The sequence below is a fragment of the Pseudomonas saponiphila genome (assembly GCF_900105185.1).
Taxonomy (GTDB): domain Bacteria; phylum Pseudomonadota; class Gammaproteobacteria; order Pseudomonadales; family Pseudomonadaceae; genus Aquipseudomonas; species Aquipseudomonas saponiphila.
Genome location: NZ_FNTJ01000001.1, coordinates 1,795,230 through 1,819,653 on the forward strand (window position 1 = coordinate 1,795,230; position 24,424 = coordinate 1,819,653).

Annotated in this window: 28 protein-coding genes; 15 read left to right on the forward strand and 13 right to left on the reverse strand. The window is 61.4% G+C overall.

Annotated features, from left to right (window positions below; translation table 11 throughout):
* The first annotated feature begins 145 nt into the window (after positions 1-145).
* The gene (locus BLV47_RS08605) at positions 146-427 is read left to right on the forward strand and encodes a GNAT family N-acetyltransferase (protein WP_011062548.1); all 282 of its coding nucleotides are present in this window, start codon (positions 146-148) and stop codon (positions 425-427) included.
* A 60-nt stretch (positions 428-487) separates the two neighbouring features.
* Here the strand turns inward: BLV47_RS08605 and BLV47_RS08610 are convergent, their stop codons facing one another.
* Together BLV47_RS08610 and BLV47_RS08615 are read right to left on the reverse strand one after the other, a co-directional pair.
* Positions 488-1,564: a 3-deoxy-7-phosphoheptulonate synthase gene (locus BLV47_RS08610; protein WP_092312135.1), complete on the reverse strand. Its 1,077-nt coding sequence runs from the start codon at positions 1,562-1,564 to the stop codon at positions 488-490.
* A 140-nt stretch (positions 1,565-1,704) separates the two neighbouring features.
* Complete coding sequence (locus BLV47_RS08615; protein ID WP_092312138.1) at positions 1,705-2,139, reverse strand: PilZ domain-containing protein; 435 nt, start codon at positions 2,137-2,139, stop codon at positions 1,705-1,707.
* On the opposite strand from BLV47_RS08615, the gene BLV47_RS08620 reads away from it, so the two are divergent.
* From BLV47_RS08620 to cysB, 5 genes are all read left to right on the forward strand, one after another.
* Positions 2,138-2,524 (forward strand): thioredoxin family protein, encoded by a 387-nt coding sequence (locus BLV47_RS08620; protein ID WP_092312141.1) that lies wholly within the window; start codon positions 2,138-2,140, stop codon positions 2,522-2,524. The two genes, BLV47_RS08615 and BLV47_RS08620, sit on opposite strands and share 2 nt — an antisense overlap.
* Positions 2,524-3,480, forward strand: a complete 957-nt coding sequence (locus tag BLV47_RS08625) for a putative 2-dehydropantoate 2-reductase (protein WP_092312144.1) — start codon at positions 2,524-2,526, stop codon at positions 3,478-3,480. The genes BLV47_RS08620 and BLV47_RS08625 overlap by 1 nt, the downstream gene beginning before the upstream one ends.
* 25 nt (positions 3,481-3,505) lie before the next feature.
* Positions 3,506-4,411, forward strand: coding sequence for a 5'-nucleotidase (locus BLV47_RS08630; RefSeq protein WP_092312147.1), 906 nt, complete (start codon positions 3,506-3,508; stop codon positions 4,409-4,411).
* Between the two features lie 95 nt (positions 4,412-4,506).
* Positions 4,507-5,007, forward strand: coding sequence for a universal stress protein (locus BLV47_RS08635; RefSeq protein ID WP_092312150.1), 501 nt, complete (start codon positions 4,507-4,509; stop codon positions 5,005-5,007).
* Between the two features lie 111 nt (positions 5,008-5,118).
* Entirely contained in the window at positions 5,119-6,093 is a 975-nt protein-coding gene (gene cysB / locus BLV47_RS08640) for an HTH-type transcriptional regulator CysB (RefSeq protein ID WP_011062541.1), read from the forward strand.
* A 2-nt stretch (positions 6,094-6,095) separates the two neighbouring features.
* Here cysB and BLV47_RS08645 read toward each other — a convergent pair whose 3' ends face one another.
* Both BLV47_RS08645 and BLV47_RS08650 read right to left on the reverse strand, forming a co-directional pair.
* Complete coding sequence (locus BLV47_RS08645; protein ID WP_092312153.1) at positions 6,096-6,578, reverse strand: GreA/GreB family elongation factor; 483 nt, start codon at positions 6,576-6,578, stop codon at positions 6,096-6,098.
* 2 nt (positions 6,579-6,580) lie between these two features.
* Entirely contained in the window at positions 6,581-6,976 is a 396-nt protein-coding gene (locus BLV47_RS08650; RefSeq protein WP_092312155.1) for a hypothetical protein, read from the reverse strand.
* 124 nt (positions 6,977-7,100) lie between these two features.
* On the opposite strand from BLV47_RS08650, the gene earP reads away from it, so the two are divergent.
* Both earP and BLV47_RS08660 read left to right on the forward strand, forming a co-directional pair.
* Complete coding sequence (gene earP / locus BLV47_RS08655; RefSeq protein ID WP_092312158.1) at positions 7,101-8,234, forward strand: elongation factor P maturation arginine rhamnosyltransferase EarP; 1,134 nt, start codon at positions 7,101-7,103, stop codon at positions 8,232-8,234.
* Positions 8,235-8,282: 48 nt separating this feature from the next.
* Positions 8,283-8,855, forward strand: a complete 573-nt coding sequence (locus BLV47_RS08660) for an elongation factor P (RefSeq protein ID WP_007931398.1) — start codon at positions 8,283-8,285, stop codon at positions 8,853-8,855.
* A 71-nt stretch (positions 8,856-8,926) separates the two neighbouring features.
* Here the strand turns inward: BLV47_RS08660 and BLV47_RS08665 are convergent, their stop codons facing one another.
* The 3 genes from BLV47_RS08665 to BLV47_RS08675 form a co-directional block, all read right to left on the reverse strand.
* Positions 8,927-9,346 (reverse strand): organic hydroperoxide resistance protein, encoded by a 420-nt coding sequence (locus tag BLV47_RS08665; RefSeq protein ID WP_092312161.1) that lies wholly within the window; start codon positions 9,344-9,346, stop codon positions 8,927-8,929.
* Positions 9,347-9,562: 216 nt separating this feature from the next.
* Positions 9,563-10,024, reverse strand: a complete 462-nt coding sequence (locus BLV47_RS08670) for a MarR family winged helix-turn-helix transcriptional regulator (RefSeq protein ID WP_092317116.1) — start codon at positions 10,022-10,024, stop codon at positions 9,563-9,565.
* A gap of 74 nt (positions 10,025-10,098) precedes the next feature.
* Entirely contained in the window at positions 10,099-11,049 is a 951-nt protein-coding gene (locus BLV47_RS08675) for a LysR family transcriptional regulator (RefSeq protein WP_092312164.1), read from the reverse strand.
* 105 nt (positions 11,050-11,154) lie between these two features.
* On the opposite strand from BLV47_RS08675, the gene BLV47_RS08680 reads away from it, so the two are divergent.
* Entirely contained in the window at positions 11,155-11,904 is a 750-nt protein-coding gene (locus BLV47_RS08680; RefSeq protein ID WP_092312167.1) for a sulfite exporter TauE/SafE family protein, read from the forward strand.
* On the opposite strand, the gene BLV47_RS08685 is transcribed toward BLV47_RS08680, so the two are convergent.
* Complete coding sequence (locus tag BLV47_RS08685; protein WP_092312170.1) at positions 11,894-12,748, reverse strand: LysR family transcriptional regulator; 855 nt, start codon at positions 12,746-12,748, stop codon at positions 11,894-11,896. The genes BLV47_RS08680 and BLV47_RS08685 overlap by 11 nt on opposite strands.
* Before the next feature lie 97 nt (positions 12,749-12,845).
* On the opposite strand from BLV47_RS08685, the gene BLV47_RS08690 reads away from it, so the two are divergent.
* The gene (locus BLV47_RS08690; protein ID WP_092317119.1) at positions 12,846-13,067 is read left to right on the forward strand and encodes a DUF1127 domain-containing protein; all 222 of its coding nucleotides are present in this window, start codon (positions 12,846-12,848) and stop codon (positions 13,065-13,067) included.
* A 66-nt stretch (positions 13,068-13,133) separates the two neighbouring features.
* Positions 13,134-14,348 (forward strand): winged helix-turn-helix domain-containing protein, encoded by a 1,215-nt coding sequence (locus BLV47_RS08695; protein WP_092312173.1) that lies wholly within the window; start codon positions 13,134-13,136, stop codon positions 14,346-14,348.
* A 66-nt stretch (positions 14,349-14,414) separates the two neighbouring features.
* On the opposite strand, the gene BLV47_RS08700 is transcribed toward BLV47_RS08695, so the two are convergent.
* The gene (locus tag BLV47_RS08700; protein ID WP_092312176.1) at positions 14,415-15,761 is read right to left on the reverse strand and encodes a class II 3-deoxy-7-phosphoheptulonate synthase; all 1,347 of its coding nucleotides are present in this window, start codon (positions 15,759-15,761) and stop codon (positions 14,415-14,417) included.
* A gap of 160 nt (positions 15,762-15,921) precedes the next feature.
* On the opposite strand from BLV47_RS08700, the gene BLV47_RS08705 reads away from it, so the two are divergent.
* Positions 15,922-16,677 (forward strand): spermidine synthase, encoded by a 756-nt coding sequence (locus tag BLV47_RS08705; protein WP_092312179.1) that lies wholly within the window; start codon positions 15,922-15,924, stop codon positions 16,675-16,677.
* 52 nt (positions 16,678-16,729) lie between these two features.
* Here BLV47_RS08705 and BLV47_RS08710 read toward each other — a convergent pair whose 3' ends face one another.
* On the reverse strand, positions 16,730-17,521 hold the full coding sequence (locus tag BLV47_RS08710) for a crotonase/enoyl-CoA hydratase family protein (protein ID WP_092312182.1): 792 nt from the start codon (positions 17,519-17,521) through the stop codon (positions 16,730-16,732).
* 420 nt (positions 17,522-17,941) lie between these two features.
* On the opposite strand from BLV47_RS08710, the gene BLV47_RS08720 reads away from it, so the two are divergent.
* Entirely contained in the window at positions 17,942-19,615 is a 1,674-nt protein-coding gene (locus BLV47_RS08720) for a DEAD/DEAH box helicase (protein WP_016968524.1), read from the forward strand.
* Between the two features lie 142 nt (positions 19,616-19,757).
* Here the strand turns inward: BLV47_RS08720 and BLV47_RS08725 are convergent, their stop codons facing one another.
* A complete protein-coding gene (locus BLV47_RS08725; protein ID WP_092312185.1) occupies positions 19,758-20,525 on the reverse strand; it encodes a DODA-type extradiol aromatic ring-opening family dioxygenase in 768 nt (255 codons plus the stop codon).
* A 102-nt stretch (positions 20,526-20,627) separates the two neighbouring features.
* Here BLV47_RS08725 and BLV47_RS08730 point away from each other — a divergent pair, with 102 nt between their 5' ends.
* Positions 20,628-21,296, forward strand: coding sequence for a thiopurine S-methyltransferase (locus tag BLV47_RS08730; RefSeq protein WP_092312188.1), 669 nt, complete (start codon positions 20,628-20,630; stop codon positions 21,294-21,296).
* Positions 21,297-21,361: 65 nt separating this feature from the next.
* Here the strand turns inward: BLV47_RS08730 and htpX are convergent, their stop codons facing one another.
* Together htpX and BLV47_RS08740 are read right to left on the reverse strand one after the other, a co-directional pair.
* Positions 21,362-22,249: a protease HtpX gene (gene htpX / locus BLV47_RS08735; RefSeq protein ID WP_016965069.1), complete on the reverse strand. Its 888-nt coding sequence runs from the start codon at positions 22,247-22,249 to the stop codon at positions 21,362-21,364.
* 304 nt (positions 22,250-22,553) lie between these two features.
* Positions 22,554-23,765, reverse strand: a complete 1,212-nt coding sequence (locus tag BLV47_RS08740) for a pyridoxal phosphate-dependent aminotransferase (protein ID WP_016965070.1) — start codon at positions 23,763-23,765, stop codon at positions 22,554-22,556.
* A gap of 224 nt (positions 23,766-23,989) precedes the next feature.
* Here BLV47_RS08740 and msrB point away from each other — a divergent pair, with 224 nt between their 5' ends.
* Positions 23,990-24,382 (forward strand): peptide-methionine (R)-S-oxide reductase MsrB, encoded by a 393-nt coding sequence (msrB, locus tag BLV47_RS08745; protein ID WP_092312191.1) that lies wholly within the window; start codon positions 23,990-23,992, stop codon positions 24,380-24,382.
* Positions 24,383-24,424: the final 42 nt, after the last annotated feature.

Here is a 24,424-nt window from a genome sequence, read left to right on the forward strand (position 1 = left end):
GCCTACTATTTTGTAACGTGCTCGCGATGCAAGAGCGGTAGCTACTACTCGGCGTCCGACTGGCACGAGGTGGCGTAAGTTGTTCCTTCGCCGGAAAAACATCGGTAAGGTAGGGGTCAGCATTCCAGACCCGCAAGGAGTAGTGATGAGCGAGGCGTTGTCCATCCACCATGACCAGGCTGGTCATCAGTTCGAGACCAATGTGGACGGTCATCGTGCCTACCTGACCTATATGGACCTGGGTAAGCAAACCCTGGATATCTACCGCACCTTCGTGCCCAATGCGTTGCGTGGGCGCGGTATTGCCGCGGCGCTGACCGAGCAGGCACTGGAGTACGCCGAACGTATGGGCTACACAGTGATTCCTTCCTGCTCCTATGTAGAACGCTACATGGAACGCCATCAGCGTCACGCGGCGAAGCTCTGATCGGGGCGACCATGAAAAACGCCGGGCTTGGCCCGGCGTTTTTGTGTCTGGCGAACGGGATCAGCTGCGATCGCGTTTCGGCAGTACGTCCTTGAGCTTGGCGTGCATGCTGCGCAGGGTTTTCTCGGTGCTTTCCCAATCGATGCAGGCATCGGTGATCGAAACCCCGTACTGCAGGTCCGACAAGTCTTTTGGAATGGCCTGACAACCCCAGTTCAGATGACTCTCCACCATCAGACCGATGATCGACTGATTGCCTTCGAGGATCTGGTTGGCCACGTTCTCCATGACCAAGGGTTGCAATGCTGGATCCTTGTTGGAGTTGGCATGGCTGCAATCGATCATGATGTTCGGCTTGATCTTGGCCTTGCTCAGGGCCTGTTCGCAGACCGCGACGCTGACCGAGTCATAATTGGGCTTGCCATTGCCGCCACGCAGTACTACGTGGCCGTAGGCGTTGCCTTTGGTGGTGACGATCGACACGCCGCCCTGTGGATTGATCCCCAGGAAGCGGTGGGGACTGGAAACCGATTGCAGGGCGTTGATCGCTACAGTCAGGCCGCCGTCGGTGCCGTTCTTGAAGCCCACGGCAGAGGACAGGCCGGAAGCCATCTCGCGGTGGGTCTGGGATTCCGTGGTGCGGGCGCCGATGGCCGACCAGCTGATCAGGTCCTGCAAGTATTGCGGGGAGATGGGATCCAGCGCTTCAGTGGCAGTAGGCAGACCCATTTCCGCGAGGTCCAGCAGCAACTGGCGGCCAATATGCAGACCGTCCTGAATCTTGAACGAGTCGTCCAGGTAGGGGTCGTTGATCAGGCCTTTCCAGCCAACGGTGGTCCGCGGTTTCTCGAAGTAAACGCGCATCACCAGATACAGGGTGTCGGAAACTTCCGCCGCCAGGGCCTTGAGTCGCTCGGCGTACTCGTGGGCTGCCTTGATGTCGTGGATCGAGCAGGGCCCGATGACGATGAACAACCGATGGTCAGTGCCGTCGAGGATGTTGCGGATCACTTCGCGACCCTTGGTCACGGTGCGCAAGGCGATGTCGCTCAGCGGGATGTCTCGTTTGAGTTGATCAGGGGTGATCAGGGTCTCGTTGGAGGCGACGTTAAGGTCGTTGATCGGTAAATCAGCCATCGTGTTACTCGTCAGGTCACGGGTGCCGGCCGCCAGCGATCCCCGCGCGGCGGAGCACAGCGGATTTGAGCGCGTCGGGGAGCGGAACCTTAGCGCGTTAGCCGGTGACTCTACAATGGGCAAGAGGCGGTTTTATTGGGCTAGGGCTGCACGAAAGCCTGGTGTACCCGGTCTTGCGAATAGTCTTGCGCGTGCCGTTCGACCCAATCCAGAGCCAGGGCTTCGATGCATTGCTGTTCGTTTCGAGGTTCATGCAGGCGGCAATAGCGGGCGATCTGGCATACCTGCTCGCCCATGCGAGCGCTGAACAGGGTTTGCTCATCGACGAAGGCGATACCCACCAGATAGCCGCGCTTGCGTTTCAGGCACCAGGCAACATAACCGTTGTAGCGTGCGTTTTCCCCCAGCGAGGGCATGTGCACTTCCAGCGCAGTGCCGTGGCGCCAGGCGCGGTGGTAATTGCACGCCATGCCACCGAGGCTGATAGTGTGCAACCGCTGGCGCGAAATGCAGGCGTACTTGCGCAGGGTCAGTTCGACCGGAACATCATCAGGATGAGGCAGAAAACGTCCCATGACCGCAGACTCCGAGTGTCGTCCATTTGACATTATTTCCCCCAGTATAGTGATCGAATTGGAACTGACCGATTTCGATATCGACCAGCAATTACTGAGCCTGGATGGCGTCTCCCTGGTGGTTTTCACCTCTCCCGGTTGCTCCGGTTGTCGCTGGGCACGATCACAGCTGCCCGGCTTGGGATTGCCGGTCGCGCGCCTGTGCTGGGTCGATGCGGGCGACAACGGTGGGGCAGTGGAGCGCTATCAGGTGTTTCACCTTCCGGCGCTGTTCGTGGTGCGCGACGGTGAGTTTTATGGATCCTTAGAATCGCGGCTGACGCCCAATGCGCTCAATGAGAGCCTGCGTCAGGCGCTCAATCGAATGCCAGAGGAGTTGCCTTGATGGGTGCAGACCGTAAGCCGCGTATAGGCATTATCGGAACCGGAGCGATCGGAGGTTTTTACGGGGTGATGCTGGCGCGGGCCGGTTTCGATGTGCACTTTCTGTTGCGCAGTGAGTTCTCTGCAGTGGTTGAGCAGGGGCTGCGAGTCAATAGCGCCCAGCATGGGGTGTTGAGCCTGAAGCCGGTGCAGGCATACGCCAGTGCTGAAGAAATGCCACCTTGTGACTGGCTGCTGGTAGGCGCCAAGACCACCAATAATGCCCAGTTGGCACCGGCGATCATCCAGGCGGCGGCCCCTGGCGCCAAGGTCCTGTTGCTGCAAAACGGGCTGGACGTGGAGGACGCCTTGCGTGCCGAGCTCCCCGACACGCTGCATCTATTAGGCGGCTTGTGCTTTATCTGCGTGCATCGCGCCGGCCCCGGCCAGATCGAACACCAGGCTCTGGGGGCGGTGAACCTGGGTTACCACAGCGGTCCGGCCAGTGCCGATCCGGCCCTGAGCCAGGCGCTGGTCGAGGAGGGAGCGGCGTTGTTTCGTGCTGCCGGGCTCGACTCCCAGGCCATGAACAATCTGCATCAGGCGCGCTGGCAGAAGCTGGTGTGGAATGTGCCGTACAACGGTCTGTCGGTGCTACTCAAGGCCAGCACCACGCCGCTCATGGCCGACCCGGCCAGTCGCGAGCTGATCCAGGACCTGATGCAGGAAGTGCTGCTGGGGGCTGCGGCTTGCGGTCATGTGATCCCCGAGGCTTATGCGCAGCAGCTGTTCAGGTCCACTGAGCACATGCCCGATTATTGGCCGAGCATGTACCACGACTTCTTGCATCAGCGCCCTCTGGAATTGACGGCTATCTATGCCGCACCTTTGGCAGCGGCACGGGCTGCGGGTTGCGAGTTGCCGAAGATCCAGGCGTTGTACCAGAGCTTGTGTTTTATCGACCGGCACCATGTTTGAGCTAATGACCTGAAGGGGGCGCGGTATGGCAAAGGGACTGGATGGCAAACTGGTGGTGGCAATCTCTTCGCGTGCTTTGTTCGACCTGAGCGAAAGCCACAAGGTCTATCTGGCCCAGGGGGTCGAGGCCTATCGGCACTATCAGATCGAGCACGAGGACGAGGTACTTGAGCCAGGCGATGCTTTTCCATTGGTGAAGAAGCTCCTGAGCCTGAATGCCAGCCTGGGTCGGGCGCGGGTCGAGGTGGTGCTGGTGTCGCGTAACAGTGCCGACACCGGCCTGCGGGTGTTCAACTCGATTGAACATTATGGCCTGGGTATCTCCCGTGCGGCATTTGTCGGGGGGCGCAGTCCCTATCCCTACCTGGCAGCTTTCGGCAGCGATCTGTTTCTCTCCACTCATGCCGACGATGTCCGCAGCGCACTGGAGGCCGGATTCGCCGCTGCAACGATCCTTTCCGGTGGTGCCCGACGCGCTGCCAATGGCGAACTGCGCATCGCCTTTGACGGTGATGCGGTGCTGTTTTCCGACGACTCGGAACGGGTCTACCAGGCCGGTGGTCTGGAAGCGTTTCAGGCCAGTGAGCGACAGTCGGCACGGGAGCCTCTGCCTGGAGGACCTTTCAAGGGGTTTCTGACAGCGCTGAATCTACTTCAGGGCGAGTTTCCCGACGATGCCTGTCCGGTCCGCACGGCCCTGGTTACCGCCCGCTCGGCACCGGCCCATGAGCGGGTCATCCGCACCTTGCGCGAATGGAACATTCGTCTCGACGAGTCGCTGTTCCTGGGCGGCCTGGAGAAAGCGGCCTTTCTCGAAGCCTTCGCCGCCGATGTTTTTTTCGACGACCAGGCCGGCCATTGCGAGTCCGCTCGCGAGGTGGTCGCTACCGGTCATGTGCCTCATGGCATCAGCAACGAAGCCAGGACTTGAGCCCGAAACTTGGTGGCTTTGCCTCCAGCCTCCCACCGTTCCTGGCACTGCTAAGCTGAATCCATCTCCGCCATCTTGGCAGTTGAGGAGGTCATATGATTCGTTCGATGCTGTATGCCACCGACCTCGGTCTGTACGCTCCCTTTGTCATGCAGCATGCCCTGGAGCTGGCTCGAACGTTCAATGCCGACTTACATGTAGTGCACGCCGTGGAGCCCATGGGATTGTTCGCCGAATCGGTGTTGCAGAGCTACCTGGACGAGCAATCGCTGAACGAGTTTCATCGCCAGGGCCTGAGCACCGTGATGGCCAATATCGAACAGCGGGTGCTGGACAGTTTTCGCGAGGAGTTGGGTGAAGGTCTGCACGACCTGAGCTTGATCCAGTCGGTGCGGGTGCTTCAGGGTGACCCGTCCCAGGTGATTCTGGAGCAGGCGGCGAAACTCTCGGTGGATTTGCTGATCGTAGGAAGTCACAGCCACGGGGTCGGTGCACAAACCCCTCTGGGGCGCACGGCATCACGGGTTTTGCAGTTGTCCAAAGCCCCGGTTTACCTGGTGCCTCTGGTCCAGCGTCGACGGCAGGGAGATGCCTGAGGGCGGAATGGAAAATTCTGAATAAAAGTTCTAGATTTATTCTCCTGACCATTAATATAGTTATATACCGTCGCTGATACCCGTGGCGTCTACCTGCTTTGAGGGATTCATATGAAGCTTCAACAATTGCGCTACATCTGGGAAGTGGCGCACCACGACCTCAACGTTTCAGCTACCGCGCAAAGCCTTTACACCTCGCAACCGGGTATCAGCAAGCAGATCCGTCTGCTCGAGGACGAGCTCGGGGTCGAGGTCTTTGCCCGCAGCGGCAAGCATCTGACCCGGGTGACCCCGGCCGGTGAGCGGATCATCACTACCGCCGGCGAGATCTTGCGCAAAGTTGAAAGCATCAAGCAGATCGCCCAGGAGTTCTCCAACGAGAAGAAAGGCACCCTGTCCATTGCCACCACTCACACCCAGGCGCGTTACGCCTTGCCTCCGGTGATCAGCAGCTTCATCAAGCAGTACCCGGATGTAGCCCTGCACATGCACCAGGGCTCGCCGATGCAGATCGCCGAAATGGCCGCCGACGGCACCGTGGATTTTGCCATTGCCACCGAGGCCCTGGAGTTGTTTGGCGATCTGGTGATGATGCCGTGCTACCGCTGGAACCGTTGCGTGGTGGTGCCACAGGGCCACCCGCTGACCAAACTGCCGAAGCTGACTCTGGAAACCCTGGCCGAGTACCCGATCGTCACTTACGTATTCGGTTTCACTGGTCGTTCCAAGCTCGACGAGGCCTTCAGTCATCGCGGCCTGACGCCAAAGGTGGTGTTCACTGCCGCCGACGCCGACGTGATCAAGACCTATGTGCGCCTGGGGCTGGGTGTGGGCATCGTGGCCAAGATGGCCGTCGACACCAAGCTTGATAGCGATCTGGTGGTCCTGGATGCCAGTGAGCTGTTCGAGTCGAGCATCACCAAGATAGGTTTCCGTCGCGGCACCTTCCTGCGCGGCTTCATGTGCGACTTCATCGAGAAGTTCGCCCCGCACCTGACTCGCGAAGTCATGGCCAAGGCTATTGCCTGCCACAACAAGCAGGAACTGGAAGAACTGTTCGACGGCGTCGAACTGCCGGTTCACTGATCCTAGCGGACCTCGGTGACAGTGAAGTGTTGCCGAGTCCCCGCTACCACGATTTCCACCTCATCCTCCTCGAACTTGCCCAGCAGGCTTTTGCCCAGCGGGGAGCGCGGGGTGATGACGGTCACCAGCTGGCCGACCACATGGACTTTCAAGCCCGCTCCATCCGGACCGAGAAACAGCCATTGTTCGCGGCCATTTTCATCCTCAAGTCCCAGCAGCGTGCCGATCTGAATTCCTGACTGCGGATCGTAGGGGCGCAGGCCAAGGTTTTGCCAGAGGCTCAATGCCTGACGGATCTCCTCGACCCGGCGAGCCTGCCCGGCTGCCAGGTAGGACGCCTCAAGTCCCAGCGTGTCGTACTTGTTCTCGGCAATATTCTCTTCATGGGTGGCGGTTTCGTAGGCGGTTTGTGCGGCTCGTACCGCGACCTCCAGGTCGTCCTGGAGCTGTTGCAGAATCAGTTGGCAGACAGACTGTTTATTCATGATCAATTACAGAATTGCAGGACATTGGCCCGGCTCTTGTCACTGGGCGCGGTCTGGTCCTGTTGCAACCAGAACTGGCATTTGGGGTTGGACAGGTTGCGCGGGTTGCTGCGGGCGTTATCCAGGGATTGCAGTTCTTCGTTCTTGCGCAGGTTTTCCTGAAATTGCTCGAACATCCGATTGGGCGGCTCTGGCGCAACCACTGGCGGCTTCGCCAGTTGCTGTACGGCCTGCGCCACAGGGGCCAATTGCTGACTGAAGAGAAAGTGCGAGCCCAGCCAGCAAGTCAGGGCAATCGCCAGGAAACCCAGCCACAGGCCCAGGGCAATGCTGCCGCTGAGCGCCAGGGCATTGAAGCTGATGCGCAAGGGGCGACGAGCGGGCGGGCGATAGGACATGGTTGCCTCCTGGCGGGCGGTAGTGGGCGAGGGCTGATTGTCGCACGAAGATTAATCGAGGTTGGCTCTTCTGCGCAGGAGCATTTATGCGGACAATCGGCGCCTTTGCCAATCGGGGACTGGAATGAAAGCCTCCTGGGACATTTTTTGCAGCGTCGTCGACAACTACGGCGACATCGGCGTGACCTGGCGCCTGGCCCGGCAGTTGGTGGCCGAGCATCAATGCGCGGTGCGCTTGTGGGTCGATGATTTGCGGGCCTTTGAAAAGATTTGCCCGGAAATTGACATCCAGCAGCAGCGCCAGGAACAGGATGGTGTCGAGGTACGGCACTGGTCGTCCCAGTGGCAGGCTGAAGCGGCAGCGGATGTGGTGATTGCCGCGTTCGCCTGCCAGTTGCCCCATGCCTATATGGAGGCCATGGCCGATCGCGAGCGGGCGCCCCTGTGGCTGAACCTGGATTATCTGAGTGCGGAAGACTGGGTCAGTGGCTGCCATGGCCTGCCCTCAGTGAAGTTTCGTGGCGTGCAGAAGTACTTTTTCTTCCCCGGATTCCAGCCGGGCACGGGCGGCTTGCTGCGCGAAGCCGGGTTGCTTGAGCGCCGCCGGCATTTTCAGGCCGATCGCCAGGCCCGGCAGGATTTTCTGCAGGGCCTGGGAGTGACTCCCGCCGCCAATAGCCGCTTGATGTCGCTGTTCGCCTATGAAAACGCCGGTCTGGGCAGTTGGCTGGAGGCCTTGGCCGCCGATGCGCAACCGACTCATTTGCTGGTGCCCGAAGGACGTATTTTGGGCGACGTGCAGCGCTGGCTGGGGGTGGAGTCTCTGGCGGTCGGCAGTCTGCAGGTGCGTCAGTCGCTGACGGTTCAGGTCTTGCCCTTTGTGCGCCAGGAAGATTACGACCGTTTGCTGTGGTGCTGTGCCTTCAATGCGGTGCGCGGGGAGGATTCCTTCGTTCGCGCGCAATGGGCCGGGCAACCGATGCTCTGGCATATCTATCGCCAGGACGAAGATATTCACCTGGACAAGCTCGAGGCCTTTCTTGCCTTGTACACCCAGGCACTTTCCCCGGGCGCCAAGGCGGCGGTACTGGCCTTGTGGCAGGCCTGGAATACCGAGGCCGCGATGGCCGAACCCTGGAAAAACCTGCTGCAACACTGGCCAGAAGTCACCGCACACGCCGAACAATGGTGTCTGGAACAAGGCTCGCAGGCCGATCTTGCTGCGGCGCTGGTGCAGTTTTACCTAAATTGGATATGATACGCGGCCAAGATTTTTGTAAATCCCATCCAAATTCGGATATTCGCAATGAAAACTGGTAAAGAACTCAAACCCGGTACCGTGATCCGTATCGACAACGATCCGTGGCTGGTTCAGAAAGCTGAATTCACCAAGTCCGGTCGTAACAGCGCGATCATGAAGACCAAGCTGAAGAACCTGCTGACCGGTTACAAGACCGAAACCGTTTACGGTGCGGACGACAAACTGGACGACGTGATCCTGGATCGCAAAGAAGCGACCCTGTCGTTCATCAGCGGTGACACCTACACGTTCATGGACACCACCGACTACACCATGTACGAGCTGAACGCCGAAGACATCGAAGCGGTTCTGCCGTTCATCGAAGAAGGCATGACCGACGTTTGCGAAGCCGTGTTCTTCGAAGACCGTCTGGTTTCCGTTGACCTGCCGACCACCATCGTGCGTCAGGTTGACTACACCGAAGGTTCCGCTCGCGGCGACACTTCGGGCAAGGTGATGAAGCCTGCCAAACTGAAAAACGGTACCGAGCTGAGCGTTGCGGACTTCATCGAGATCGGCGACATGATCGAGATCGATACCCGCGAAGGCGGTTCCTACAAAGGCCGCGCCAAGGTTTAAACCTGGCCCGACCCTGTAGACCAGAAAGCCCGACCTTGAGTCGGGCTTTTTTATGCCTGGAGTTTGCCGTTTCAGACCGTCACGTGCAGGCGCACATCGACGTTGCCGCGGGTGGCGTTGGAGTAGGGGCAGACCTGATGCGCCGCGTCCACCAGGCCTTGCGCTTCTTCCTGGGCCAGGCCGGGCAGGCTGATATGCAGGTCGATATCCAGGCCGAAGCCGCCGGGAATCTGGCCGATGCCGACATGGGCGGTAATCGAGGCGTCGTCCGGGATCTTGCGTTTGCTCTGGCTGGCCACGAACTTCAGGGCGCCGATGAAACAGGCCGAATAGCCGGCGGCGAACAACTGTTCCGGGTTGGTCGCCTGGCCACCGGCACCGCCCAGTTCCTTGGGGGTCGCCAGTTTGACGTCGAGGATCTGGTCGCTGGAAACGGCGCGGCCATCACGGCCACCGGTAGCGGTTGCAACGGCGGTGTAGAGAGTTTGCATGATGAAAACCTCGAGCTAGGTGATTTTTGCGCTAATTGTTTGCGCGCTAAGTAATTGCGAAATAAATGTATCGCTCAAGTATTTAGTGCGCAAGATAAATTTTGCGAAAATCCCTTCTGCGGCCTTGAGTCCAGCTCAAGTCGTTGATTCTAAAAATAATATTTTTTATTCGCCAAACCAGCCCCATGCCTCAGGAGCTGGCTTGCCCGCGAAGCCTCAAAGACTGTCCTGCAAGTGCCCCCGCAGCACCTGCAGCTCTTCCTGTAGCTGTCGCAACTGTTCCACGCTCCGACCACTGGCCCCGAGAATGCACTGTGGAATGTTCCGGGCTTGCTCGCGCAGCGCCCGGCCCTGTGGCGTCAGTTCGACAATCACCACCCGTTCATCTTCCCGGCTGCGGGTGCGGCTGAGCAGGCCCTCTGCTTCCAGGCGCTTGAGCAGCGGTGTCAGGGATCCGGGATCGGTCAGCAGGCGTTGGCTGATTTCGCCGACCGTCAGGCCATCCCTTTCCCAGAGCACCAGCATCGCCAGGTACTGCGGGTAGGTCAGCCCGAGTTTTTGCAGCAGCGGTTTATAGACCTTGGTCAGCGTCAGCGACGTTGAGTGCAGGGCGAAACACACTTGGTTGTCCAGCAGCAGCTGATCGCAAGGGTCCGGAGCGGGGCGTTCGGTGGTCATGTTGGCGGCCTTGATCATTAATGGTCCTGAATCTAGCGGGCGAGTCTTTAATGCGCCAGATAATTTTTCCAGGGTCAGCCCATCGCACTTTGTAGCGCCAGGTCCCAGGGTGGAACCGGGCTGAAGCGGCTTTTCAGGTACTCGAGCAGCAGGCGGCTGCGGGCATTGGGGTGCTGCTCCATGCGCAAGGCGTAGATGCCGGCGGTTTCCGGCTTGGGCAGGCCGCCGTCGCAGAACAGCGGCACCAGCTCCCCCCGCAGCAGGTATTCGCTCACCAGCCAGGTCGGCAGGTGCGCAATCCCCAGACCCGCCAGGGCCCCGGAAAGCAGGGCTTCGGCATTGTTGGCGCTGAGGCGGATGCGCTGCGGGCGATGGCTCTGCACCTGGCCATCAAGCTCGAAACGCCAGGCAAACAGCGGCGCCAGCCCATCCCAGTCCAGGCCATCGTGCTGGCTGAGTTCGGCGGGGTGGCTCGGGAGGCCGCGGCTTTTCAGGTAGGACGGGCTGGCACAGGCGATGCGCACGATGCTGGCCAGGGACGTGGCGACCATCCGGGTATCCACCCGCTGCCCGGCGCGCAGCACCAGGTCGACCTTGCCCAGATGCGAACCCTGCATGTCGACAAAGCTGTCGATCAGGTGCAACTGCACATCCAGCCCCGGGTAGAGCACCAGGAAATCGGCAATGGCCGGTGCCAGATGGCGGCGGCCGAAGGCAGCCGGGGCATCGATGCGGATCAGGCCTTCCGGCGCATGGTTCAAGGACACCGCCTCGGCACGTGCCAGTTGCAGTTCGGCAACAATGCGCCGGGCCCGCTCGGCAAAGGCCAGGCCGGCGGCAGTGGCGACCACGGCGTGGGTGGTGCGCATGAACAACGGTGTGCCCACGGCATTTTCCAGGCTGTCGATGCGTCGGGCCACGGCGGAAGGGGTCAGGGGATGACGGCGGGCCGCGGCGGAAAAGCTCCCGGCTTCCAGCACATCGAGAAACAGCCCCAGTTGTTCGGTGAGGATATTGGGATTCATGATCAGCTCGCTTATGCGAAAACGGCACAGCCATTGTGCGTTGCTGTGCGTTTCCGAGCCAGGGCCGACTGCGTAGCATGCAGCTCTCAGGTGAGGAGAGACGCTTTGATCGAGTTAGTGATGTACCTGCTGTTGGGCGCAGCCCTGGGCACTGTGGGCGGTTTGTTCGGGATCGGTGGCGGTTTGATCGCCATTCCGGTGCTGGGGGTCATGTTCGGCCTGGATCAGCAGATTGCCCAAGGTACGGCGCTGGTGATGGTGGTGCCCAATGTGATGTTGGCGTTGTGGCGTTATCACCAGCGCAACCGCATTGAACTGCGCCATGCGCTGCCCCTAGCGCTGATGGGCTTCTGTTTCGCCTGGCTTGGCTCGATCTGGGCGGTGGGCATTGACCCGCAGAAGATGCGTATCGGCTTTGTCGCCTTTCTCCTGGCTCTGTCGGCCTACAACCTGCTGCGCATGTTCATGAGCAGCGCGCCGGCCAGCACGCAGTTGCGTTATTCCTGGCCTTGGCTGGGGGTTCTGGGCGCCGCTTCCGGGGCCATGGGCGGGCTGTTCGGCGTAGGCGGAGCGGTAGTGGCCACGCCAGTCTTGACCAGCATCTTCGGTACCACCCAGGTGGTGGCGCAGGGGCTGTCCCTGGCCCTTGCGCTGCCGAGCACCGGTGTGACCCTGGTGACCTACGGCTTGCATCATCAGGTGGACTGGATGATCGGCCTGCCTTTGGCCGCAGGCGGCTTGCTGAGCATCAGTTGGGGCGTGAAAGTGGCCCATGCCTTGCCCGAGCGCCTGTTGCGCGCCTTGTTCTGCGGTTTCCTGGTGGTGTGTGCGGTGATGCTGGCCTTTAAAGTTTGAAGCCTTCGATGATGTGCTCTGCCAGGCACTCGGTGATGGGCGAGGGAGTGTTGAGGTTGCGCACCAGCATGATGCTGGCCTCGGGCAGTTCCGGCAGCCCTTCGTTTTCACCGAGGATGCGCAGGTCCGGGGTGATCAGGCTTTCCAGCTGTGCGGTAACCGCCAGCCCGGCACTGACCACCGCCATGATCGCCGACAGGCTGGAACTGTTGTAGGCAATCCGATAGTCGAGGCCGATGGCATCCAGGGCGTTGCAGGCCCAGAGCCGGCAGAAGCAGTCGCTATTGAACATGGCCAGCGGCAGTGGCATCTGCTCATGTGGCGTGAAGCACTGGGCTGCGGCCCAGACGAAGCGTTCCTTGCGCAGAAGCTGGCCGATTTCGCTGCCCGGCTTGCGGGTGACGATGGACAGGTCCAGGTCCTGGCGTTGCAGCAGTTGCTTGGATGATTCGCAATGCACCTCGATCTGGATCAGCGGATAGCTCAGGGCAAAGCGCGACAGAATCCCCGGCAGAAAGCGCATCACATAGTCGTCCGGGGTGCCGATGCGTACCAGGCCCACCATGTGCGGCTCGCGCAGGGTATTGAACACTTCGCTGTGCAGTTTCAGGATGCGTCGGGCGTAGCCCAGCAGCACCTGGCCCTCGGCGGTGAGCTTGACCTGGCGCCCGTCGCGCTGGAACAGCTGGCGCTGCAGCACGTCTTCCTCCAGGCGCTTCATCTGCATGCTCACCGCGGATTGAGTGCGATTGACCCGCTCGCCGGCCCGGGTAAAACCGCCTTCATCGGCGATGGCGACGAAGGTGCGCAGAACTTCGGTGTCGATGCTGGGGAATTGGGACATTGCATCAAATCCTGAGATGTATGACATAAGAAACATTCGTTGGATTGATCTTAAGCCCGAGCAGACACTGGCGTCATCCCCACTGGAGGGCAAGATGATGAAAGGTCAAAAGGGTTATGTGCTGGTCCACAAGCTGTCGTTTCAGGCGCTGACATTCAGCGGCCTGTGGCGCCGGGTGATGCGCTGGCATGAGCTTGGGCGCGAGCGCCGGATGCTGGCCGGGCTGAGCGATGAGGCGTTGAAGGACCTGGGTCTGACGCGGGTCGATGTCGAGCATGAGCGGGTCCGCCCGTTCTGGGACGACCCGATGCATAAATAGCGGCAAGAGTGCTACACAAGCCGGTTCCCGGTGCGCTAGCGTGCGGGCAGACAAGGAGATCCCCCCATGCCCGCAGAATGTTCTTTCTCACTCAAGCAGGCTCGTCGATTGGCCCTGGCGGCCCAGGGCTTCGGCGGGCGTCGGCCGCCGGCAACGATCAAGGCCGCAGGGCTCAATCGACAGATCGAGCGCCTGGGCCTGCTGCAGATCGATTCGGTCAACGCCTTGGTGCGGGCGCATTACCTGCCGCTGTTTTCCCGCCTGGGCAGTTATCCACAGGCATTGCTCGACCAGGCCGCCTGGAGTCAGGGCCGGCAACGCACCTTGTTCGAGTATTGGGGGCATGAGGCGTCGTTGCTGCCCATGTCCATGTACCCATTGCTGCGCTGGCGGATGCAGCGGGCGCGGCAAGGGCAGGGCATCTACGCGCAGCTGGCGCGTTTTGGCCAGGAGCGCCTGGGCACTGTCCGGCGGGTGCTGGCGGCGGTCCAGGAGCAGGGCGCGCTGGGTGCCGGCAGCCTCTGCACCCGCGAGGAACGCGCCGGGCCCTGGTGGGATTGGAGCGATGAAAAGCACGCCCTGGAATGGTTGTTCGCCGCTGGTGAGGTGACGGTGGCCGGGCGTCGTGGCTTCGAGCGCCTCTACGATTTGCCGGAGCGGGTGCTGCCTGCAGCCATTCTCCAGCAGCCACCACTGGACGAGGCCCAGGCCCAGCGCGGTTTGCTGATGCACGCGGCCGGGGCCCTGGGCGTGGCCACGGAAAAGGATCTGCGGGACTACTTTCGTCTTGATCCCGGCGATAGCCGTGCGCGGCTGGCGGAGTTGCTGGAGTCCGGCGACCTGTTGAGCTGCGAAGTGCAGGGCTGGCGCCAGCCGGCCTATTGTCTGCCGCAGGTCAGGGTGCCGCGCAGGGTCGAGGCCAGTGCGCTGCTCTCACCTTTCGATTCGCTGATCTGGGAGCGCAGCCGTACCGAGCGGCTGTTCGACTTCCGCTACCGGCTGGAGATCTACACGCCAAGGCATAAGCGGGTCTATGGCTATTACGTGCTGCCGTTCCTGCACAACGAGCGGATTGTCGCCCGGGTCGATCTGCGGGCGGAGCGGGCCCAAGGCTGTCTGGCAGTGCATGCGGTGCATGAGGAAGAGCCGGGCCTGGACGAGGAGGGCGTCCGCGCACTGGCCGGGCAATTGCGACAGATGGCCGACTGGCTGGGGCTGGAGCAGATTCAGCTCAATTGCCGGCGTGATGGTGCGCACCGTCTGCGTGAGGTGCTGGCGTAAAAAGCTTCGCGGGCCAGCCCGCTCCTACAGGGCTGTGTAGGAGCGGGCTGGCCCGCGAAAGGCCCCTCAGCGCTTGACCTGCTTGAGCGTCTCGGCGATCAGGAAGGCCAGTTCCAGCGACTGGTCGGCATTCATCCGCGGGTCGCAATGAGTGTGATAGCGGTCCGACAGACCGTCTTCGGTGATCGGACGGGCGCCGCCGATGCACTCGGTGACGTTCTGCCCGGTCATCTCGATATGGATGCCGCCGGCATAGCTGCCTTCGGCCTGATGCACCTGGAAGAACTCCTTGACCTCAGTCAGGATCTGCGCGAAATCCCGGGTCTTGTAGCCGCTGCTGGCCTTGATGGTGTTGCCGTGCATCGGGTCCGAGCTCCAGAGCACTTGCTTGCCTTCGCGTTCCACGGCGCGGATCAGCTGCGGCAGATGATCGCCGACCTTGTTCGCACCCATGCGCACGATCAGGTTGAGGCGGCCGGGATCGTTGCTCGGGTTGAGGATATCGATCAGGCGGATCAGTTCCTCGGTGTTCATGCTCGGGCCGACCTTGACCCCGATCGGGTTGTTCACCCCGCGCAGGAACTCGACGTGGGCACCGTCGAGCTGGCGGGTGCGGTCGCCGATCCACAGCATGTGGGCCGAGCAGTCGTAGTAGTCGTTGGTCAGGCTGTCGCGTCGCACGAAGGCTTCTTCGTAATTGAGCAGCAGGGCTTCGTGGGCCGTGAAGAAGCTGGTTTCGCGCAGTTGCGGCGAGCTGTCCATGCCGCAGGCACGCATGAAGGCCAGGGTTTCATCGATGCGGTCCGCCAGTTGGCTGTACTTCTCGGCCAGGGCCGAGTTGGCGATGAAGTCCAGGTTCCACTTGTGCACCTGATGCAGGTCGGCGAACCCGCCCTGGGCAAAGGCCCGCAGCAGGTTCAGGGTGGCCGTGGCCTGGTGGTAGGACTGCAGCAGGCGGTCCGGGTCCGGTACCCGGCTTTTCTCGTCGAAGCCAATGCCGTTGACGATGTCGCCACGATAGGCCGGCAAGGTCACGCCATTGATGGTTTCGTCGTTGGCCGAGCGCGGCTTGGCGAACTGCCCGGCCATGCGCCCGACCTTGACCACCGGGCAGCCGGCGGCAAAGGTCATGACAATGGCCATCTGCAGCAGCACCTTGAAGGTGTCGCGGATCTTCGCCGCGGAGAACTCGGCGAAGCTTTCGGCACAATCGCCGCCCTGCAGCAGGAAGGCGCGACCCTGGGTGACCTCGGCGAACTGGCGGCGCAACTCCCGGGCCTCACCGGCAAACACCAGCGGTGGATAACTGGCCAGGGTCTGCTCGACCTGCAGCAGATGTGCGGCGTCGGGGTACTGGGGTTGTTGCTGGATCGGCAGGGCGCGCCAGCTGTCGGGGCTCCAGGGTTGGCTCATCGCGGACTCGAGTGCTTTACGGTGGGAGGGGCATGTTAGCAGCAAATTAGTGCGTGACCTGCTCCTCTCGCTTGGCCGACAATCGCGCCTTTCCCGCTCGCTGCCGAGCGGTTGGTTTCTCGCGCCGGCCTGATTGCGGGCCCCGCGACTAGGAGATGAAATGACTGAGGAGCGCGTCGAGCGTGTGCTCGCCGAGGTTCATGACGAGTTCGGCATGATTCGGGTATTGGAAGTGGCGGATTACCGCTTCCTCGAATTTGGCGACGCCATCGAGCAAAGCTGCGTGTTCACCGCCGACCCCAGCTGGCTGGAGTACGACTACACCCGGGCCATGCTGATCGGCGCCCTGTGTCATTCCGCCCCCGAGAGTGCGCTGTTTCTCGGCCTGGGCGCCGGGACCCTGACCCAGGCGTGCCTGAAGTTCCTGCCCCTGGAAGACGTCGAGGCCATCGAACTGCGTCCGGATGTGCCGCGCCTGGCCATCGAGTACCTGGGGCTGGACGACGATCCGCGTCTATATATAAGAATCGGTGATGCCCTGGAGCTGCTGGACAGCGCCGAATGCGCCGACCTGATCTTCGTCGACCTGTACACCGATGTCGGCCCCGGCGTCGGCCATCTGGCCTGGGGGTTTCTGGAAAACTGTCAGAAGCGCCTCAATCCCGGTGGCTGGCTGGTGATCAACCAATGGGCCACCGATGATGGCAAGCCCCTCGGCGCCGCGCTGTTGCGCGGACTCTATCACCGGCATTACTGGGAGCTGCCGGTGAAGGAGGGCAACGTGATCCTGATCGTGCCCTCCGATCTTGAGCAGACGCTCGATCTGCCAGCTCTGAATGCCCGGGCCGAAGCCCTGGCTCCGCGCCTGGGTTACTCCCTGCAGCCGCTGATCAAGGCCATTCGCCCTGCGACATGAGCCCCTGGCAGGCAACGGCTGGCCGGCGAAGACGATTCGCCGGCCAGCCTGTTCAACAGCCCTTGAACACCCCGGGGCGTTTTTCGATCATCGCCTGCACCCCTTCCTTGGCGTCTTCGCTGTTCATCAGCTTGTGCACCAGCGGCGGCAGGCCCTGAGCGGCCGCCGTTTCGCCCTCAAGCCGGGCCTGACGCGCCGACATCAGCGTCGCCTGCACGCCCAGCGGTGCTTGCCGGGCGATGCGCTCGGCCAGTGCCACGGCCCGGGGCAGCAGGTCTTCGCTGGCCATCACCTCCTGCACCAGTCCCAGACGCAGCGCTTCATGGGCGTCGAATTCATCGCCGGTGAGCAACCAGCGCATGGCGTTGCCCCAGCCGGCCAGCTGGTGCAGGCGCAGGGTCGCGCCGCCGAAGGGAAATATCCCGCGTTGTACCTCCATCTGGGCAAAGCGCGTGTTGCTGGCGCACAGGTTGATGTCCGCCGCCAGCATCAGCTCGATACCGATGGTCAGGCAGTAACCCTGCACGGCGACGATCACCGGCTTGCTCACCCGCGGTCCGGCGAACACGCCCCACGGGTCGCAGCCGCCGGGCGGTGCTTGCCAGCCCTGGGCCAGGGCGGCACCGACATTGGCCAGGTCCAGCCCCGCGGTGAAGTGCTCGCCGTGGCCGAACACCACGGCGATCCGCGCTTGGCTGCTGGCTTCGAACTCGCCGTAGGCCAGGCTCAGCTGGTTGAGCAGTTCCAGGTCGAAGGCATTGCGCTTGGCGACCCGGTCCAGGCCGATCAGGAATAGATGACCACGCAGTTCGCGGCTGACACGGCTTGCACTGGGCTGATTCATGGGCGCGATCCTCAAGGGGGAAGAGGGAATGGGCGAGACGGCTTTCAAGCACCAGGGTGAAACGTTTTAGCGATGACGACCAACAGCGGCGGGCCCAAGCAAAATAGCGCGCCCTTGGAGTCTGCGCAAAGCCCGTGACCATCGGGCGTTTGGCGGATTTTTCCGATAAAAAAAACTCCCTTTTTTGAGTAATTCCGGTATAGTGCGCGCCGGCCTTTAACCGGGCCTCGTTTAGGTGATGCAATTCCCCGAAGTCAGCTTCGGCTGCTTGTCCGCTGCGCGGACTATCCTTGACGTTCATTTCTTTCAATCGTTTTCGCAAATCCCCGCCGACAAAGCTGCCAGGGTGACTCTTGAGTCTTACACGGCATGCGCAGCTTTGGAGCATGGGTCTTTGCGGATGCACTTAGAGGCAGACCCATGACCCAGGAAATCGGCGGCTTCGCCGCTCTTGAACTTCATCCCAATATTGTCGCTGCAGTAGTCGCTACCGGCTATGAAGAGCCTTCGGCTATTCAGCAGCAGTCGATCCCGATCATCCTTGCCGGGCACGATATGATTGGCCAGGCGCAAACCGGTACCGGTAAAACCGCTGCCTTTGCCCTGCCTATCCTGCACCGCATTGATCCGTCCAAGCGCGAGCCGCAAGCTCTGATCCTGGCCCCAACCCGTGAGTTGGCGCTGCAAGTTGCAACCGCTTTCGAAACCTACGCCAAGCAAATGCCGGGCGTGACTGTTGTGGCCGTCTACGGCGGTGCGCCGATGGGCCCACAACTGAAAGCAATCCGGAATGGCGCGCAGATCGTTGTCGCCACTCCGGGCCGTCTGTGCGACCACCTGCGTCGCGACGAAAAAGTGTTGGCCACCGTGAACCACCTGGTTCTCGACGAAGCTGACGAAATGCTCAAGCTGGGCTTCATGGATGACCTGGAAGTCATCTTCAAGGCCATGCCTGAGTCGCGCCAGACCGTACTGTTCTCGGCCACCCTGCCGCAGTCGATCCGGGCCATCGCCGAGCGTCACCTGAAAGACCCGAAACACGTCAAGATCCAGAGCAAGACCCAGACCGTCACCGCGATCGAGCAGGCTCACCTGCTGGTTCACGCTGACCAGAAGACTTCTGCCGTTCTGAGCCTGCTGGAAGTTGAAGATTTCGACGCCCTGATCATGTTCGTGCGCACCAAGCAAGCGACCCTGGACCTGGCCAGTGCCCTGGAAGCCAAAGGCTACAAAGCCGCTGCGCTGAACGGTGACATTGCCCAGAACCAGCGTGAGCGCGTGATCGACTCCCTCAAGGATGGTCGTCTGGACATCGTTGTGGCCACTGACGTCGCCGCTCGTGGCCTGGACGTACCGCGCATCACCCACGTATTCAACGTGGACATGCCGTACGATCCGGAATCCTACGTGCACCGTATCGGCCGTACCGGCCGTGCCGGTCGCGAAGGTCGCGCACTGCTGCTGGTGACTCCGCGTGAGCGCCGCATGCTGCAAGTGATCGAGCGTGTGACCGGGCAGAAGGTTGCCGAAGTTCGCCTGCCGGACGCCCAGGCCGTTCTCGATGCGCGCATCAAGAAGCTGACCAACAGCCTGTCGCCGCTGGTGGCGGACGCAGAAGCGACCCACGGCGAGCTGCTGGATCGCCTGACTGCCGACATCGGTTGCAGCCCACGTGCACTGGCCGCGGCCCTGCTGCGCAAGGCCACCAACGGTCAGGCGCTGAACCTGGCCGCCATCGAGAAAGAGCGTCCACTGGTGCCAAACAGCGCGCCACGTGGTGATCGTCCTGAGCGTTCCGGTGATCGTCCTGATCGTGGTGACCGTGAGCGTCGCGCGCCAATGCCTCTGGGCGAAGGTCGTGCACGCTGCCGTACCGCGCTGGGTGCCCGTGACGGTATCGCTGCCAAGAACCTCTTGGGCGCGATTCTCAACGAAGGCGGCCTGGCCCGTGAAGCCATCGGTCGTATCCAGGTGCGTGACAGCTTCAGTCTGGTAGAGCTGCCGGAAGACGGTCTTGATCGTCTGCTGACCAAGCTCAAGGACACTCGCGTGGCCGGCAAGCAGCTCAAGCTGCGTCGCTACCGCGAAGATTGATCCGCCCTCGGGCTGATTGATCAGGCAAGAAAAATCCCCGACTGGTTCGGGGATTTTTTTGCCTGGAATTTAGGCCGTGACTGTTCGCCGGCAAGTCGGCTCCTACAAAGGGGGTTGTAAGAGCCGGCTTGCCGGCGAAGCATCAGCCAAAGCGATAGATGTCCATCCCCAAGGCGCCCATGGTAAAGCCCTGGTGGGCCACGCCGAACTCACCGCCGGCACCCCGGGCGAAGTACAGCGGCAGCAGGTGTTCATCGCTGGGATGGCTGCGCACGGCATGCGGTGCCTGCTGCCGGTAATCATGCAGGGCCGCTTCATCATTGGCCGCCAGCTTCTCGATCATCCAGTCCCGAAAGGCCTTGGCCCAGGGCTCGACGCTTTCCGGACCTGCATGCCAGTCCAGCTCCCGCAGGTTGTGGGTGATGCTGCCGGAGCCGATCAGCAACACGCCCTGTTGCCGCAGGCCTGCCAGGGCGTGGCCGATGCGCGTCTGCAGGGCCGGACCCAGGCGGGTGGGCAGCGATAGCTGGATCACCGGGATGTCCGCTTGCGGGTACATCAGGGACAGTGGCACCCACGCGCCGTGGTCGAAGGGGCGCTCCTTGTCGAGCTGGGCCGGCAGGCCGTCGGCCTTGAGCAGCTCCACCACTTGCGCCGCCAGCTCAGGGTCGCCGGGAGCGGGGTACTGCACAGCGAACAGCGCTGCCGGGAAGCCGCCAAAGTCATGCCAGGTTTCCGGGTGCGGATGGGCGCTGACTCGCAAATCCTGGCTTTCCCAGTGGGCCGAAACCACCAGGATCGCTTTGGGGCGCGGCAGTTGTGCCGCCAGGCGAGCCAGCGCGGGGCCACTGGCGCCAGGTTCCAGGGCCAGCATGGGAGAACCATGGGAGATAAACAGGCTGGGGAGCATGAGCAAGGTCCTGAAGGTTAAGATGCGCCATCTTCAATCAGATCATTGATCTAAATCTAATATAAGTTTTAGCGCTTTTTGATCGAATTTTAAGGACTTCTCATGCAAGCGGACTTTTGGCAAAAGCGTTGGGAGCGGGATCAGATCGGCTTTCACCTGGCAGAGGTCAACCCCTACCTGCGGCAGTACTGGCCGGCCCTGGGCCTGGCAGCGCAAACCCGCGTGCTGGTGCCGTTGTGCGGCAAGAGCCTGGACCTGATCTGGCTCGCCGACCAGGGTTACGAGGTGCTGGGCATCGAGTTGGCGGAAAAGGCAGTGGAGGATTTCTTTCGTGAGCATCAGTTGCAGCCGCAGATCAGCCAGCACGGAGAGTTCAAGGTCTATGCTCAGGGACCGATCCAGCTCTGGTGTGGCGATTTCTTTGCCCTGACTGCCGAGGACACGGCGGGTTGCACAGCCCTGTACGACCGTGCGGCCATGATCGCCTTGCCCCCGCCGATGCGGCAGCGCTACTGCGCCCACCTCAATGGCCTGCTGCCGGAGGGCAGCAAGGGGCTGTTGATAACCATGGATTACGCCCAGGAGCAACTGGACGGGCCGCCATTCGCGGTGCTCGACGATGAAGTTTGCCAGCGTCTCGGGGGTGTCTGGCAGCTGCAGGTCGAAACGGAGCGCGACATTCTTGGCGAGAGCTGGAAGTTTCTCCAGGGTGGCGTGACCCGGCTGGTGGAGAGGGTCTATCGCCTGAACAAGCAAGGTGCCCGTGAATAGGCGTTCTTGGCGGCCATGCAAAAGGGCGACTCGCGTCGCCCTTTTGGGTATGGCCTTGCAGCGGATCAGCCGCGACGACGCAGGGCGTCGATACGCTCTTCCAGCGGCGGGTGGCTCATGAACATGCGAGCCAGGCCCTGTTTGATGCCGCCATTGATGCCGAAGGCGTTCAGGGTGTCGGGCATGTGCACCGGCAGGCCCTGTTCCGAACGCAGGCGCTGCAGGGCACCGATCATGGCGTTGGTGCCGGCCAGCCGGGCACCGGCTTCGTCGGCACGGTATTCACGCTTGCGCGAGAACCACATGACGATGGCGCTGGCCAGGAAACCCAGGACCAACTCGGCGAAGATGGTCGCCACGTAGTAGGCAATGCCCTGGCCTTCTTCGTTCTTGAAGATCACCTTGTCGACGAAGTTGCCGATGATCCGCGCGAAGAACATCACGAAGGTGTTCACCACGCCCTGGATCAGCGCCAGGGTCACCATGTCGCCGTTGGCAACGTGACCGATCTCATGGGCCAGCACGGCTTTCACTTCATCGGGCGAGAAACGCTCCAGCAGGCCCTGGCTGACCGCTACCAGAGCGTCGTTCTTGTTCCAGCCGGTGGCGAAGGCGTTGGCCTCATAGGCCGGGAAAATACCCACTTCGGGCATCTTGATCCCGGCTTCACGGGACAGTTGCTCAACGGTTTGCAACAACCATTGCTCATGGCGGGTGCGCGGTTGAGTGATGATCTGCGTGCTGGTGCTCATCTTCGCCATCCACTTGGAGATGAACAGCGAGAACAGCGAACCGGCAAAACCAAAGACGGCACAGAAAATCAGCAGCTGATTGAGGTTGAGATCAACCCCATTGGCCGCCATGAACCCGTTGAAGCCGAAAAGGCTCAGGGTGATGCTGGCAATCAGCACGACCGCAAGGTTAGTGGCCAAAAACAGCAGGATTCGCATCATGGTTGTAGAAATCTCCTCAAGCTAAAGATGTAGCGTACTGCGGGGTATATAAGGTGCGGCAACGGCCTATTCAATACGGCTTCTATTTCAAACTGTGTCGTCTAGACCCGGGGTTAGACGCTTGCATTGACGCGGCGCGGGGGATTGTCGGATGGGGCAATCAACCGGTTGCGGTGCAGGATTTGTGACAATCGGCCGGGCGGAAAGTGCAAGCTTATAGAAGGGGCGTGGTGCAGGGCAGCGAAGATGTGTTGCTGAATTAATCGCAGTGCGACCGGGTGAGGATCGCACTGCGTGATTCGGATTATTGGCGGTAGGACTTAAGGAAACTTCCGATCCGACCAATGGCTTGTTCCAGGTCATCCACCCGCGGCAGGGTGACCACGCGGAAGTGATCCGGCCAAGGCCAGTTGAACGCGGTGCCCTGGACCACCAGGAGTTTTTCCGAAAGCAGCAGGTCGAGAACGAACTTCTCATCGTTATGGATCGGGCAGACTTTCGGGTCGATCCGGGGGAAGGCATACAGCGCGCCCATGGGTTTCACGCAGCTGACCCCGGGAATGTCGTTGAGCAGCTCCCAGGTGCGGTTGCGCTGTTCCAGCAGGCGGCCCGGCGGCAGCACCAGGTCATTGATGCTCTGGTAGCCGCCCAGGGCGGTCTGGATCGCGTGCTGGCTGGGCACGTTGGCGCACAGGCGCATGTTGGCCAGCATGTCGATGCCTTCGATATAGCTCAGGGCATGCTGCTTGGGACCGGAAATGGCCACCCAGCCGGAACGGAAACCGGCCACGCGGTAGGACTTGGACAGGCCGTTGAAGGTCAGGCACAGCAGGTCCGGTGCCAGGGAGGCGGTGCAGATGTGCACGGCGTCATCGTAGAGGATCTTGTCGTAGATCTCGTCCGAGAACACCACCAGGTTGTGCTGGCGGGCCAACTCCAGCATGCCCAGCAGGACTTCCTTGGGGTACACGGCGCCGGTGGGGTTGTTCGGGTTGATGATCACCAGGGCTTTGGTGTTCGGGGTGATCTTGGCCTTGATGTCGGCCAGGTCCGGCCACCAGTTGGCCTGCTCGTCGCACAGGTAGTGCACCGGATTGCCGCCCGCCAGGCTCACCGCGGCGGTCCACAGTGGATAGTCCGGGGCCGGCACTAGCACTTCGTCGCCGTTGTTGAGCAGGGCCTGCATGGCCATCACGATCAGTTCTGAAACACCGTTGCCCAGGTAGATGTCTTCAATGCCGATGCCTTCCACCTGCTTTTGCTGGTAGTACTGCATCACTGCCTTGCGCGCACTGAACAGGCCCTTGGAGTCGCTGTAGCCCTGGGCGGTGGGCAGGTTGCGAATCACGTCCTGGAGAATCTCGTCCGGCGCTTCGAAACCAAAGGGCGCCGGGTTGCCGATGTTCAGCTTGAGGATGCGATGGCCTTCCTCCTCCAGACGCTTGGCGTGCTTGAGCACTGGGCCGCGAATGTCATAACAGACGTTGGCGAGCTTGTTCGATTTGCTGACCTGCATGGCGATGTGTTCCCGAAAATGAACGATCCAGGCGGAGGATGAACTACCGTACTGGGAATCCTGCCGTGTCACACCGGCCTGTAGCCCGCACCGGCTGCGGCAAAATCCGTTTGAATGGGTGTAACGCGGCTGCCAGACTGGCGTCTGACGAGGCGCAATCATACGTGCCGCCCGATCCGTGGAAAAGCCACAGATCGGGCTTTTTCCGTTGCAGAGGAAGGACCATGGAAAAGCTGGAAAAAACCCTGGAAGAGTGGCGGGCAATGCTCGATCCGGAGCAGTACAACGTTTGCCGGCTCAAAGGCACCGAACGTCCGTTCTCGGGCAAGTACAACGCCACCAAGGCCGATGGCGTCTATCACTGCATCTGCTGCAACGAGCCGCTGTTCGACTCCCGGGCCAAATTCGACTCCGGTTGTGGCTGGCCCAGTTTCTACGAGCCGATCGCCGACAGCGCCATGGTCGAGATCCGCGACATGAGCCACGGCATGATCCGCACCGAAGTGGTCTGCGCCAAGTGCGATGCCCACCTGGGCCACGTTTTTCCGGACGGTCCGCCACCCACTGGCCTGCGTTACTGCATCAACTCGGTGTGCCTGGATCTGCTGCCGCGCTAGGCAGCAAGGCGACTCTTTGGGTCGCCTTTTCATCAATTAAAT